The organism is Pseudomonas sp. B21-053 (assembly GCF_026016365.1).
Classification (GTDB): Bacteria; Pseudomonadota; Gammaproteobacteria; order Pseudomonadales; family Pseudomonadaceae; genus Aquipseudomonas; species Aquipseudomonas nunensis.
The window spans coordinates 4761099-4774252 of record NZ_CP087205.1; the positions used below are offsets into that span (position 1 = coordinate 4761099).

11 protein-coding genes are annotated in these 13154 nt (G+C 60.7%); 9 read left to right on the top strand and 2 right to left on the bottom strand.

The genetic code is table 11. The features are described 5' to 3' along the window. Positions 1-157: 157 nt before the first annotated feature. Positions 158-991 carry an SDR family oxidoreductase gene (locus LOY68_RS21370; protein ID WP_265039725.1) on the bottom strand — a complete coding sequence of 278 codons (834 nt, stop codon included), beginning with the start codon at positions 989-991 and terminating at the stop codon, positions 158-160. Positions 992-1206: 215 nt separating this feature from the next. Between LOY68_RS21370 and LOY68_RS21375 the strand changes: the two genes are divergently transcribed. Beyond that, complete coding sequence (locus LOY68_RS21375; RefSeq protein ID WP_265039727.1) at positions 1207-2115, top strand: LysR family transcriptional regulator; 909 nt, start codon at positions 1207-1209, stop codon at positions 2113-2115. 93 nt (positions 2116-2208) lie between these two features. Continuing rightward, the gene (locus tag LOY68_RS21380; protein ID WP_054053921.1) at positions 2209-2649 is read left to right on the top strand and encodes a CBS domain-containing protein; all 441 of its coding nucleotides are present in this window, start codon (positions 2209-2211) and stop codon (positions 2647-2649) included. Positions 2650-2816: 167 nt separating this feature from the next. Here LOY68_RS21380 and LOY68_RS21385 read toward each other — a convergent pair whose 3' ends face one another. After that, a complete protein-coding gene (locus LOY68_RS21385; protein WP_054050669.1) occupies positions 2817-3440 on the bottom strand; it encodes a glutathione S-transferase in 624 nt (207 codons plus the stop codon). 147 nt (positions 3441-3587) lie between these two features. Between LOY68_RS21385 and LOY68_RS21390 the strand changes: the two genes are divergently transcribed. The 7 genes from LOY68_RS21390 (at position 3588) to LOY68_RS21420 (ending at position 13154) form a co-directional block, all read left to right on the top strand. Further along, on the top strand, positions 3588-4382 hold the full coding sequence (locus LOY68_RS21390) for a DUF4349 domain-containing protein (protein WP_265039730.1): 795 nt from the start codon (positions 3588-3590) through the stop codon (positions 4380-4382). 14 nt (positions 4383-4396) lie between these two features. Next, positions 4397-4996, top strand: coding sequence for a GNAT family N-acetyltransferase (locus LOY68_RS21395; protein ID WP_265039732.1), 600 nt, complete (start codon positions 4397-4399; stop codon positions 4994-4996). A gap of 1224 nt (positions 4997-6220) precedes the next feature. Continuing rightward, complete coding sequence (locus tag LOY68_RS21400; protein WP_265039733.1) at positions 6221-7039, top strand: TonB family protein; 819 nt, start codon at positions 6221-6223, stop codon at positions 7037-7039. A 50-nt stretch (positions 7040-7089) separates the two neighbouring features. After that, a complete protein-coding gene (locus tag LOY68_RS21405; protein ID WP_054050662.1) occupies positions 7090-7794 on the top strand; it encodes a MotA/TolQ/ExbB proton channel family protein in 705 nt (234 codons plus the stop codon). Then, positions 7794-8195: an ExbD/TolR family protein gene (locus LOY68_RS21410; RefSeq protein ID WP_054050660.1), complete on the top strand. Its 402-nt coding sequence runs from the start codon at positions 7794-7796 to the stop codon at positions 8193-8195. The genes LOY68_RS21405 and LOY68_RS21410 overlap by 1 nt, the downstream gene beginning before the upstream one ends. A 207-nt stretch (positions 8196-8402) precedes the next feature. After that, entirely contained in the window at positions 8403-11132 is a 2730-nt protein-coding gene (locus LOY68_RS21415; protein WP_265039734.1) for a TonB-dependent receptor, read from the top strand. A 150-nt stretch (positions 11133-11282) separates the two neighbouring features. Further along, complete coding sequence (locus LOY68_RS21420) at positions 11283-13154, top strand: extracellular solute-binding protein (protein WP_265039736.1); 1872 nt, start codon at positions 11283-11285, stop codon at positions 13152-13154.

Sequence of the window (13154 nt, forward strand, 5' to 3'; positions counted from 1 at the left end):
CACCGCCTGTAGCAGCTGCCGAGCCCGCGAGGCTGCGTTCGAGGACGAAGTCCTCGCCCATGCGGTTGACCTGAAGACCGAGTAGCCTGATTTTACGACTGCTTCGCAGCCGAACGCAGCCTCGCGGGCTCGGCAGCTGCTACATAAAGCCGCCCGGTTATTGGTCTGGAGTGGCAAACTTCCCGCGCATCATCGCCATGTATTCCACCTCCGACGTTTCCCGCCGAGCCTTCACCAACGGCTCGATATCCTGCGTCGCCACGTAGCGCAAGCGGTCAGTCCCGTCACTCGCCGCATCAACAATCACCTGCGCCACGTCCTCGGAAGTGGCCAGACGTTCCCCGCGCAATCCTTCAAAAGCCTTCATCGCCGCGTCGACAAAAGCGTCGTAATCCTTCGGCGTGGTGAGTTGTGCGGCCTCAGTGGCCGAGCGCGAACCAAACCCGGTGCTGACCACCCCGCCCGGCTCGACGATTTTCACCGTGATGTTCTGCGACGCCAGTTCATAGGACAGCGATTCGGAAAACCCTTCCAGCGCAAATTTGCTGGCGTTGTAAGCCGAAATCATCGGCAAGCCAAACACCCCGGCGCCGGAGCTGACATTGATGATCACCCCGGCCCGGCGCTGGCGGAAATGCGGCAGGAGCGCCCGGGTCACGTCCATCACGCCGAAGACATTGACGTCGAACTGCTCGCGGATTTTCTCCCGGGAAGTGCCCTCGAACACGCCGAACAGACCGAAACCGGCGTTGTTGACCAGCACATCGATCTGGCCGAAACGCTCGATCCCCGCCGCAATCGCGGTGTCGATGCTGGCCGGATCCTGAACATCGAGGCGTGTTACCAGCACGTTGTCGAGGGTTGCCAGTGCTGCGCCAGCGGAAGGGTTGCGCATGCTGGCGATGACATTCCAGCCCTGGGCTGCAAACAAGTGCGCGGCGGATTGGCCGAAGCCGGTGGAGGCACCGGTGATCAAAACAGTCTGGGTCATTGCGAAATTCCCGATTTAGATGGAGTACCCCCTGTGGGAGCGGGCTTGCTCGCGAATGCGGTGGGTCAGTCGCCACATTTATTGACTGATACACCGCATTCGCGAGCAAGCCCGCTCCCACAGGGGTTTAGTGGTGAGTCAGGGCCAAATTAAGCGCCAGCCATCCTTCAAACAATCGGGCTAATATGGGATGAACTGATGCAGGAATCAGCACAATGCAAAAGATGGGTTTGCTGGAACTCAACGCGGTGGTCGCCGTTTCGACCCACCGCAGTTTCCGTCGCGCGGCAGATGAGCTGGGCATGTCGCCCTCGGCCATGAGCCATGCGATCGCCGCGCTAGAGCAGCGCATGGGCGTGCGGCTGTTCAATCGCACCACCCGCAGCGTGTCGCTGTCGGAGGCCGGCGAGCAGTTTCTGGCCCGGGTGCGGCCGGCGTTGCACGAGATCTCGGCAGCGATGGAGGCGGTGAACCAGTTTCGCGACACCCCGAGCGGCACTCTGCGCATCAATGCCACCGAAGGCGCAGTGCAAATGATCATGAGCCCGGTGGTGGTGGAATTCCTCAAGCGTTACCCGGACATCCGCCTGGACATCGTCACCGACACCGCGTTGGTGGACATCGTCGCCGACGGTTTCGACGCCGGTATCCGACTGGCCGACAGCGTGCCACTGGACATGATCGCCGTGCCTTGTAGCCCGCCGCTGCAATTTGCGGTGGTCGGTTCGCCCGACTATTTTGCGCGCCACGGCAAACCGCGTTCACCGGCCGACCTGGCCGGGCACAACTGCATTCGCACGCGATTTGCCAGTGGCGCGCTGTACCGCTGGGAATTCGAAAAGCGCGGGCATCAGCAGATCATCGACGTCAACGGCCCGCTGACCCTCGACAGCCATCAACTGATCGTCGACGCCGCGCTTCAAGGCATTGGGCTGGCCTGTACCAGCGAACACTCGATTGCCGGGCATCTGGCCGCCGGCCGGCTGATTCCAGTGCTGCAAGACTGGCTGCCGCCCTACCCGGGCCTGTGCCTGTATTACCCGGCCAATCGCCACGTTCCCGCCGGTTTGCGCGCGTTTATCGACCTGGTTCGCGAGGTTTATGCGAGAAAAACCGCCGAATGACGTTTTTTGCGTGTTATCTGCCGCTTTCTCCCTTGCCCTGAACGCTTGCGTCTACGATTCTTCAAGGACAACGACAACACCAGAGAAACCGCCATGAAAACCGTCGCCCAACTGCTCAAGTTAAAGGCCAACGAAAACCACGAAGTCCATACCATCGCGCCACACCAAATGGTGCTGGAAGCACTGATGGTCATGGCCGCGAAAAACGTCGGTGCGCTGCCGGTGCTCAAGGATGGCAGAGTCGTGGGCATCATCAGCGAGCGGGACTATGCGCGCAAACTGGTGCTCAAGGGGCGCTCATCGGTGGGCACGCCGGTCAGTGAAATCATGGTGCAGGAAGTGATTACCGTGGATACCCATCAGACCGTCGAAACCTGCATGGGGATCATGTCGGACAAGCGCCTGCGCCATTTGCCAGTGGTGGAAAACGGCCAGTTGATCGGTTTGCTGTCGATTGGTGACCTTGTGAAGGAAGCGATTGCCGAGCAGGCGGAATTGATTCGGCAACTGGAGCAGTACATTCGCGGGGAATAACCCCCGCCACACCGCGAATCCCCCCCTGTGGGAGCGAGCCTGCTCGCGAATACGGCATGTCAGCCACCATCATCATCGGCTGATACACCGCCTTCGCGAGCAGGCTCGCTCCCACATTTAAATCTCAGTGGTAATAAGGGCAATCAGGGCAGTTGATCGGCGGTCGCTCAGGTTGGCCAATGCCGGGCGAAGACCGGTGCCAATGTCGGATGCCGGTCTATGCGTGTCAGCCACGCATAAAACCCGGGTCGGGCATTGCGCAGGTGCTCGCGGCTGCCGGCCCAGCGCGACACCACTGCCGCCAGCACATCCAGCGCCCCCGGCGTCTCTTCGCCCAAGTACAGCTCGCCGGAAAACTCATCGGCAAACACCTCCCAACTCCAGTGCAAACGCTTGCGGGCGCCGGCCATCAGGTTTTCCCTGGACGCTTCATCCGCCTTGAGCAACCAGCGCTCGGGGTAGTCGATGATGCCGATGGCCGAGTAGCAATTGCTGACGATGTAGACCAGGCCACGAATGGCTTGATCCCGCTCTATCGGGTCGTCCGGCAGCAGGCCCGACGAGGGAAAGGTCAGCCCCAGGTGAATCAGGATCGCCGCGCTTTCGGTGAGAATGCTGCCGTCGGGCAGTTCCAGGGCCGGAATCTGCTTGAGCGGGTTGAGTTTTTCCAGCGCACGCTCGGCCTCGGCAGACGCGGCCACGTCGATGAAGCGATAAGGAATCGCGCAGAGTTCAAGGGCCGCTTCGATCGCCGCCGCGCCGGAATTCGGGTGTCCGTAAAGCTGATACATGTCGCGCCCTCCCGGCGAACAAACAGTCAATCGGTAGACGATTGGCCACGGCGGCATGTTCCCTGCCATTTGGCCGATTGATGCAGGTAAGATGCGCCATTGCGGGGCGCACTGTTGACGTCCCGCTGCACACTTCAAGGAAAGAACATGCGCCAACCGGATGGCAAACCTGCCTCAATGCCTCGCGTCTATTGGTTTTTACTGGCCTGCCTGGCCCTGAGCGGCTGCTCGCCGAGCGACCGGTCATCATCGGCCAGTCTAGCCGGTGAACAAGGACGTGGCGGCGCGATGCTCGCCTATGAGCATGATGTGCAGTTATTGCTGCCCCAAACGCAAATCGTGCCGCGCTTGCAGGCCACCCGCGAAGCCTGTGAAACCGCGCGCTTCGGCGCCTGTAACGTGTTGCGCATCGAACAAGGCGCCGGCCGCGCCGAAATCACCTTGCGCATCGCCCCTGCCGGCGTCGAGCCGTTGGTCGCCATGGCCGCCGAGGGCGGTGAGATGGGTCAGCGCGTCACCTCCGCCGAAGACCTCGCTGATGCGGTGGATGACACCCGTCGCCGTCAGGAACGACTCAAGGCCCAGCAACAACGCCTGGACCAACTGGCGAGCCGCCGGGACATCAGCGTCACCGACCTGATTGCCCTGAGCAAAGAACAGGCCGGCATCGAGAACGACCTGCAAGCCCTCGCCCAGGTCGCCGCCGGACATCAGCGCCGACTCGACACCAATCGCGTCACCCTGTCGTTCCAGCCAACCGGCGCTAGCAGTCGCTCCTCGCACCTGAGCCAGGCGTTCAGCAACTTGCTGGACAACCTGGCCGATGGCGCCGTCGATGCACTGGAGAAAGGCAGTTACGCGCTGCCGTTCCTGATCCTGGCCTTCCCGCTGTTGATGTTGTGGGTCTGGTTGTGGCGCAAATTTGTGCGTCGTCGCGCTTGAATCGGGAGTCGAAAATGTCCGAATTATCACTTCCAACCTGTTCGGTGGCCGGTCTTGGCGTCCGCAAACTGACCCTGGAGGATGCCCCGCTTCTTTACGCATTTTTCGAGGCTAACCCAGACTACTTTATGCTCGTGGAAGGTGGACCGGCCACCCTCGAACAGGCGGAAGAGGAATTGCTCGGCGAGCTGCCGCCAGGCTGGAACTACAGCGAAAACTGGATGCTGGGCTATCAACCCGCCGATGCGCCGTTGGTGGCAGCGCTGCAATTCGTAACGGACTTGGTGGCGCCGAAGTTGTGGCACATCGGCAGGTTACTCGTGGCCACAGATCTGCACGACTCCGGCATCGCGCAGGCGCTCTATCACGACTTTGAAACCTGGGCCCGCTCACAGGGCGCCGACTGGTTGCGCCTGTGTGAAGTGCATAACAACCCCCAAGCCGGGCGCTTCTGGCGTGAACAGGGATTCACGCACGTTCGAACGAACGAAGGCGTACAGGTGGGCTGGCTGATCCATACCGCGGACATCCTGTTCAAACCGTTGAATGGCGGCACGCTTGAACAGTATTTGGCGTTGATCGAGCGCAATCATCCCAAACAAAGCGATTTCTAACGCGCCACGTTCCTTGTGTAGCAACTGTCGAGTGAAATCAAGCGACTCGGTGTTTCAGGTAAACCGCGTGCGCAGGATTTGCGACGGCTTCGCCGCCGAACGCTGCCTCGCGGTGCTCGACAGCTGCTACACGCGGCGCATGCCTTCGATGTAGAAAAATTCTGTGCTTTGTATCCGTTTTGGCACGCCTTTTCCATGCACCTGCAGCTTGCGAAACTCTAACCTCGCAAAACAGCGCTTACGGTGCCCACCCCGCACCAAGAGCAAACATCGGACGCTATCCGCGTTCTTGTAAGGTGCGATGCCGAATCAAAAGTTTGGGCATCCTGGCTGGCAATAAGGAAATCACAGCGTGAATCTTCAAATATCCCCAAGGCCTGCTCTGGCCAATCGTTGCCCAGTAACTGTGTACCGCCCTGTCAGCACCTTTCGCGATTACTTTATTACCTGAATAGCGTTACAGCGCTCCTTGTTGGTGACTGCATTCACCGACAGGGCAGTGCTATTTATTTTTTAAATATTACATACGTGAAAAGTTAACCGACGACACTCAGACATTGTCCGACAATAACTTCCAGAGCCATTTACATACACCTGTGTTGCGCAACAGCCAGTTTTAATAAACGCACCAAAAGTGCTCTTGGGCGTTCAACTAACTTTGTTCGCCGCGACCGATTTCATTTACACAAAAACAAGGAACACCTCCTGTGACCCGCTAAAACACTGACACGCACCAAATCAAACCGTCGCGCACCATTGGGTGCATCGACGCACAGGCCTGCAACCGCTCTGTTCCGCTGATTGACGAACCAGAGCGAGCGGCATCACTCGCCCCTGAAAAAGCACTGCTTTTAGAGGTGAACGGCCAGGCTTTGTCAGTAATAAGCGAGTCACTTCGCAAAACTTATATAAATGCGACATGCGTAACACTGTTGAAATAATCGTCCAACCAGACAGCAATATTTGGCACAGCGGTTGCTATGTAACGTTCATGAGACAGCTGAGCTACATAAGCGGTCTTACCCAATAAGAAATCATCCAGGGACAGGCGAATGAACACACGAAGTCGATGGCACTGAGCCAGTAACCTGCACAAACCAATTCCATGGATAGTTCAACTATCGGTTTGCGCACACCCTTGAAAAAGTTGAAATAAAACACTCGAACATTGCGCCAATGTTCGGACGGCACCTTATTGCCCTTCATCTACCCGAGGGAGCTTTAATGAACGATGCGGTAAAGCACAAGACCCTGCCGGGGCCGTTACGGGATGATCCGATCCCGCCGGTATCCAGCGGTCGTCCTTATAAAAGCAACACCTCGAAACCCGGTGGGTTGAACAAGCAACAGGTGCTGTTGCTGGTCGCGGTGTCGGCGCTGATACACGGCGGTGCCTGGTGGTTTTTCCAGCAGGCCAAGGCCGAACCGCTGCCGACTCCGCCAGAGATTCCGGAAATGACTGTCGAGCTGACCAGCCCGACGCCACCGGCGCCTCCCACCCCGGAACCACCGCCGCCCCCGCCTCCGCCGCCAGAACCCGAGCAGCCGGTGGAGGATGAGGACGCGGTCAAGCCGCCCCCCAAACCGGTGGAGAAACCCAAGCCGATCGAAAAGCCGAAACCGGTGGAAAAACCCAAACCGGTGAAGAAGGTCGAGCCGCCGAAGGCCCCGCCCGCCCCCGCGCAACCGGCAGCACCTGCCGCGCCATCGACGCCAAGTGTGCCACCGGCGCCGGCCGCAGCGCCTGGCCCGGTGAAAGAGTCGGCGGCCGTTTCCGGGCTGGCGAGCCTCGGCAACCCGCCGCCGGAATACCCGTCCCTGGCCTTGCGTCGCAGTTGGGAAGGCACTGTGGTGCTGCGCATTCAGGTGCTGGCCAACGGTCGCGCCGGGGCAGTGACGGTGACCAAATCCAGCGGCAAGCCGCAACTGGACGATGCGGCGGTTGCGGCGGTGAAAGCCTGGAAATTTATTCCGGCCAAACGCGGTGACTCCCCGATCGACGGCTTTGCCACCCAAACCATCGACTTCAAATTGCCGCAGTAACGGCGCAACGAACTGAACTCCTAACCGATTAATGCAAGCGAGGTGTAGCCATGAACGATTCACTCTCTTCGATGATTGTCCCGGGCGTGCTCTGGGGCCTGGTGCTGTTTTCCGTGGTCAGTTGGGCGATTTTGCTGGTCAAGTCCGCGCAGTATCTGCGGCAGAAATCCCAGAACAAGCAGTTCAGCAAAGCGTTCTGGGGCGCGCCGGATCTGCTCACCGCCGCTGAGCACGCCAGCCAATACCCGGGCTCCCTGGCACGGATCGCCAGCAGCGGTTTCGAAGCCTTGCTGGTGGATGAATCACCGCGCACCACCCAGCAACTGGCCCACACCATCAACCGCTCGGATCGCCTGGAACGCAACCTGCGCCAGCAGATCCAGAAGGAGCGGCGCTCCCTGGAAAACGGTCAGGCGATTCTCGCCAGTATCGGCAGCACCGCGCCGTTCATTGGCCTGTTCGGCACCGTATGGGGAATCATGGAGGCCCTGCAAAGCATTGGCGCCAGCGGCTCGGCCAGCCTGGAAACCGTGGCCGGCCCCATCGGCCACGCCTTGATCGCCACCGGTGTCGGCATCGCGGTCGCGGTGCCGGCGGTGCTGATTTACAACTTCTTCCTGCGTCGCTTGAAACTCGCCTCCGCCGACATGGATGACTTCGCCCACGACTTTGACGCCCTCGCCTCGCGCAGCGCGTTTTCCATCACCCGCCAGGCCATCGCCAAAACCACTGCCGCCGTGCGGGAGGCCAGCTGATGTCCTTTTCCACTCAAGACAGCGATGAAGTACTCAGCGAAATGAACGTCACGCCGCTGGTCGACGTGATGCTCGTGCTGCTGGTGGTGTTCATCGTTACCGCGCCGCTGATGACCAATGCGATCAAGGTCAACTTGCCGAAAACCGACGCCGTGGCGCCCGCCGAAAAGAAAGACCCGGTGGTGGTCAGCGTCGATCAGGACGGCAAGTTCTATCTGGCCAAGACCGAACTGGCGCCCGAATCCCTGGAGGCCAGCCTCAAGGAGGTCAAGGCCAAGGACAGTGAGGTGCGCGTGCAACTGCAGGCCGACTCCGCCGTGAATTACGGCCAGGTGGCCAAAGCCATGGCCTCGATCGAGCGCTCGGGCATTACCAAAATATCGGTGATGACCACCCGCTGAGTTCGGTGCCGAGCGTGCAGTAAAGGAGTCGCCCGGCACCGTTCGTTGTATCCCGTCGCAATCAGCCGACCGAAAAACGCGCCGCGTCTTCGGAGGGGATCGGCTTGCTTGAAAAAAGTGGTTTTCCGCGCGCGGTACCACCGATGCCGGAGCAATGAGGGCTCACAAGGCCATTTCGATAAACGTCTAATAAAGTCGGAAGTAACCATGCTGATGAACACTCCACGTTTCACGCTCAAGCCGTTGGTGGCGACGATTCAACGTCACCGTTTTGTTCCGTTGTACCTGGTGGCCATGGGGATGGGCGCCGGATCGTTGCAAGCCGCTGAAGCGCTGGCCGAGGACGGCAGCGACGCTTCGGCCGCCAGCGCGGCAGTCGTGGCACCGGCCACGACGCAGCTGCAACGGGTGGAAGTGACGGGCTCGGCGATTCGCCGGGTCGATGCGGAAACGGCAGTGCCGATTACCGTGCTGCGCGCCGATGACTTGCGCAAACAGGGCGTGAGCACCACCGCCGAGTTGCTGCAACGGGTCACGGGCAGCCAGTCGGTGATCAACAGCTCCAGCTCCGTCGGTTCGGGCAGTGGCGGCGCGTCCTATGCCGACATGCGCGGCATCGGCGCGAACAAGACGCTGATCCTGCTCAACGGCCGACGCCTGGCGAACAACGCCTTGTCCGGCACCAACACGTCGAATGGCGCCGGGGTCGATCTGAACCTGATCCCCTTCGCGGCCATTGACCGGGTGGAGGTCTTGCGCGACGGCGCCTCGGCGCTATACGGCACGGACGCCATCGGCGGCGTGATCAACTTCATCACCAAAAAAGCCATGACCGACGGCCAGTTGACCCTCGGCGGCGAAACCCCGACCCACAGCGGCGGCGGCAACAGCAAGGACATGAGCGCCAGTTGGGGGTTTGGCGACATTGAGCAGGACCGCTTCAATGTGCTCGGGGTGTTCAACTACAACAAGCAGGAAAACCTCCAGGCCAAGGACCGCAGCTTCGCCACTTCTTACCGCCCGGATCGTGGCCTCGATCAAACCTCCGGCACCGCATTCCCCGGCAACTACAGCCAGGGCGACAACGCCACCAACCCGCTGGCCAGCAGTAACTGCAACGGCCCGAACCTGGTGTCGCGCCAAGGGGTGTGCCGCTTCGCGACGTCCTCCTACATCGACTTGATTCCGCAAACCGAGAAGACCTCATTCTTCGGCAAAGCCACCGGCAAACTGGCGGACGATCACAACGTCAACCTTGAATACTTCTGGGCCCGTAACAACAACGCCACCGCCGTTGCCCCGGCGCCGTTGACCGGCCAGACCCTCGATTCATCGTCGCCCTACTATCCGGGCAATGGCATCACGCCCGGACCGACCGATTTCACCCTGGACCCCACGCAACCGATCGGCGTGAACTGGCGCGAAACAGCGGCAGGCGCGCGGGAATCCAAGGACCAGAACACCGCCCAGCGCTTTATCCTGAGCTTCGACGGGCTGGTGGGCGGCTGGGATTACAACGCGGGCGCCTCGTACAACCAGAACAAAGTGATTTCCAGCGTCACCAGCGGCTATGTCAGTGACTCGGCGATGACCGCCGGGCTGGCCAGCGGCCTGCTCAACCCGTTCGGCCCGCAAAGCAGCGCCGGGCAGGAATACATCGATCAAGCGGCCTATCACGGGCCCTACACGTCGGCGGTCGGTCGGGTAATCGGCTTCGACGGTCGGGTCAGCCGCGAAATCGGTGACTGGTTCGGCGCGGGGCCTTCCGGCCTGGCGCTCGGTGGTGAATATCGCAAAGAGAAATTCCACCAGGACTACGAATCGTTCGTCGACGATATTTCCAGCCTCGGCGCGGACTCGGCCGGCAGTGTCGAAGGGGATCGCAGCGTGAAAGCGGCGTATGCCGAAATCAACGTACCGGTGCTCGACAGCCTCGAACTGTCCGCTGCGGTGCGTCACGACAAATACAGTGACTTTGGCAGCACCACCAACCCGAAATACTCGTTCCGTTATCAGCCACTCAAGGAACTGGTGGTGCGTGGCGCCTACAGCGAAGGGTTCCGTGCGCCGTCGCTGTATGAGCTTTATGCGCCACAAAGCCTGACCTTCACCCAGGCCAACTACAACGACCCGGTCCTGTGCACCGGCGGTGTGTTGCAAGCGGGCGGCAATGCCGGTCGCGACTGTGGTCAGCAGTTCCTCGCCAAGGGTGGCGGCAATCAGGATCTGGCCCCGGAGAAAGCCCGCAACGTGACGCTGGGCTTTGTCTATCAACCCGTGCGCGATTTGTCGGTGGGTCTGGATTTCTGGTGGATTCACATCTCCAACCAGATCCAGCCGTTCCCTGAATCCACCGTGTTCGATCAATCCGGCGCCTACGCCGACCGTTTCGTGCGCAACGCCGACGGTTCGCTGAACTACATCGTGACCGGCAACGCCAACCTGGGCATCGTCAAAACCAGCGGTGTCGACGTGTCCCTCGACTACCGTTTCCCGAACACGCCTTACGGCCAGTTCGGCCTCGGGTTGCAAGGCACCTATGTTGATCGCTATGACTTCCAGAGCACCATCAAAGGCCCGTACACCGACAAGGTTGGCGACTTTGAAGGCGATGGCGTGATCGCACGCTGGAAGCATGCCTTGAGCGGCACCTGGACCTTGGGCGCGGCGCGGGCGTCGTTGGTCAACCGCTTCACTACCGGCTACAACGATTACGACCGCACCACCTACGACCGCGTCTCTTCGTATTCGCTGTGGGACCTGTCGGCCGGCTACACCTTCGACAAAGTGCTGGACCTCGATGCCGGGGTGAAGAACGTGTTCGACCGCGATCCGCCGTTCACCAACCAGGCCTACACCTTCCAGAGCGGTTATGACCCGCGCTACGCCGACCCGATGGGCCGCACGCTGTTTGCGCGCATGACCTACCACTTCTGAGTCACATCACCACAATCCTTGTGGGAGTGAGCCTGCTCGCGATGGCGGCATTACATTCAACATCAATGTTGACTGATCTTGCGCTTTCGCGAGCAGGCTCGCTCCCACAGGTTGTGCTCTGTGGGTTTGCCCCGTTACGAGGAAGACTTCATGACATTCAAGCGCAACGTGGCGGGTCTGCTGCTCGGTGCTGCCCTGCTCTGCAACGCGGCGTCCGCGCTGGCCGGCGGCAGCTACGCGATGACGGTGTACGGCGAGGCGCCGAAGTACCCGGCCAATTTCGAACATTTCGACTTCGTCGATCCCAAGGCGCCCAAGGGCGGATCGCTCAGCCGCGCGTCCATGGAGATCGGCCAGTACAACTACATCACGCCGTATGCCGACCAAGGCATCTCGGTGGTGCAGGTCAACGATTGGGTCTATGCACCTTTGGCCTTCCGCTCACTGGACGAGCCTTACACGGTCTATGGCCTGATCGCCCAGCAAATGGAACGCGACCCGGAAGGCTTGTGGGTGCGTTTCACCCTCAACCCCAAGGCGCGTTTCGCCGACGACACGCCGATCACCGCCGAAGACGTGCGCTACACCTTCGAGCTGCTGATGACCAAGGGCAGCCTGAGTTATCGCCAGCAATACGCTGACGTCCAGGACGTGGTGGTCGAGGCGCCGAATCAGGTGCGCTTCAACTTCAAGAACAACCTCAACCGCACCTTGGCGCTGGACCTGGCAACGATGCGCGTGGTGCCCGAACACTGGTGGAAAACCCGCGACTTCGCCAACGGCGGCGGTTTCGAGCCACCGCTGGGCAGCGGCCCCTACATCGTCAGCAAGGTCGACGCCGGGCGCAGCATCAGTTTTGCCCGCGATCCGAACTGGTGGGGCAAGGACTTGCCGGTCAGCCGTGGCCTCTACAACTTCGACAGCCTGACCGTGAATTTCTACGGCGACACCGACGTCGCCCGTCAGCTTTTGCAGGCTGGCGCGTTCGATTACAACCGCGAGTTTTCCTCGTCGGGTTATGTGGTCGGCTACGACAGCCCGGCGCTGCGTGATGGTCGCTTGCAGCAGTCGATCCTCGCCCCGGCCAAACCCACCGCCGCCCAGGGCTTTGTGTTCAACCTGCAAAACCCGATCTTCCAGGACCGTCGCGTGCGCCAGGCCCTGACCCTGCTGTGGGATTTCGAGTGGACCAACAAGCAGATGATGCGCGGCTTCTACGTACGCCAGAACAGCTACTGGCCGAAAAGTGAAATGGCCGCCACCGAACTGCCGGACGCCCGTGAGCTGGAGATCCTCGAACCCTTGCGCGGACAGGTCCCGGACGAGGTGTTCACGCAGGTGTACCAGGCACCGAAAACCGATGGCAGCGGCTACATCCGCGACAAGCAATTGCAGGCCCTTCAGTTATTGGCCGAGGCCGGCTGGACCCCGAAAAACAATCACTTGGTGAACGCTGCCGGTGAGCCGCTGGCGTTCACGTTCCTCGACGGCCAGGGCGGTTTCGACCGCATGTTGCTGCCGTTCAAGCGAACCCTGGCGCAAATCGGCATCACCCTCAATCTGCGCCGGATCGATTCGGCGCAGTACGTCAACCGTCTCAACGCCCGGGACTACGACATGATCGTCACCAGTTTTCCACGCAGCGGCGACCCCATCGTCTCCCCCGGTCGCGAGCTCTATAGCCTCTACGCCTCGCAAAGCGCCACACAGGTCGGCAGCTCCAACTCGATGGTGCTGGCCAACCCGGCGGTGGATCGGCTGATCGATGGTTTGGTCCAGTCCAACTCCCGCGACGACATGGTGCATTACGCCCGCGCCCTCGACCGGGTGCTGCAATGGGGTTACTACATGATTCCCAACTACTACTCCAAAGGCACGCCGACGGTGTATCAGAACCGCTTCGGCATGCCGGTGACCCAACCGGCCTACGACGAAGGCCTGAACACCTGGTGGGAAGTCGCCGCCAAGCCGCTGGACAACCAGCAGATGAGCGCCTTGCGCAAACTCGCGGGGGTGCAGTGA

What these genes read in the sequence shown, in the direction of transcription:
- LOY68_RS21370 (WP_265039725.1), bottom strand. Translation starts at nt 991, where the DNA reads ATGACCCAGACTGTTTTGATCACCGGTGCCTCCACCGGCTTCGGCCAA.
- LOY68_RS21375 (WP_265039727.1), top strand. Translation starts at nt 1,207, where the DNA reads ATGCAAAAGATGGGTTTGCTGGAACTCAACGCGGTGGTCGCCGTTTCG.
- LOY68_RS21380 (WP_054053921.1), top strand. Translation starts at nt 2,209, where the DNA reads ATGAAAACCGTCGCCCAACTGCTCAAGTTAAAGGCCAACGAAAACCAC.
- LOY68_RS21410 (WP_054050660.1), top strand. Translation starts at nt 7,794, where the DNA reads ATGTCCTTTTCCACTCAAGACAGCGATGAAGTACTCAGCGAAATGAAC.
- LOY68_RS21395 (WP_265039732.1), top strand. Translation starts at nt 4,397, where the DNA reads ATGTCCGAATTATCACTTCCAACCTGTTCGGTGGCCGGTCTTGGCGTC.
- LOY68_RS21385 (WP_054050669.1), bottom strand. Translation starts at nt 3,440, where the DNA reads ATGTATCAGCTTTACGGACACCCGAATTCCGGCGCGGCGGCGATCGAA.
- LOY68_RS21415 (WP_265039734.1), top strand. Translation starts at nt 8,403, where the DNA reads ATGCTGATGAACACTCCACGTTTCACGCTCAAGCCGTTGGTGGCGACG.
- LOY68_RS21420 (WP_265039736.1), top strand. Translation starts at nt 11,283, where the DNA reads ATGACATTCAAGCGCAACGTGGCGGGTCTGCTGCTCGGTGCTGCCCTG.
- LOY68_RS21400 (WP_265039733.1), top strand. Translation starts at nt 6,221, where the DNA reads ATGAACGATGCGGTAAAGCACAAGACCCTGCCGGGGCCGTTACGGGAT.
- LOY68_RS21405 (WP_054050662.1), top strand. Translation starts at nt 7,090, where the DNA reads ATGAACGATTCACTCTCTTCGATGATTGTCCCGGGCGTGCTCTGGGGC.
- LOY68_RS21390 (WP_265039730.1), top strand. Translation starts at nt 3,588, where the DNA reads ATGCGCCAACCGGATGGCAAACCTGCCTCAATGCCTCGCGTCTATTGG.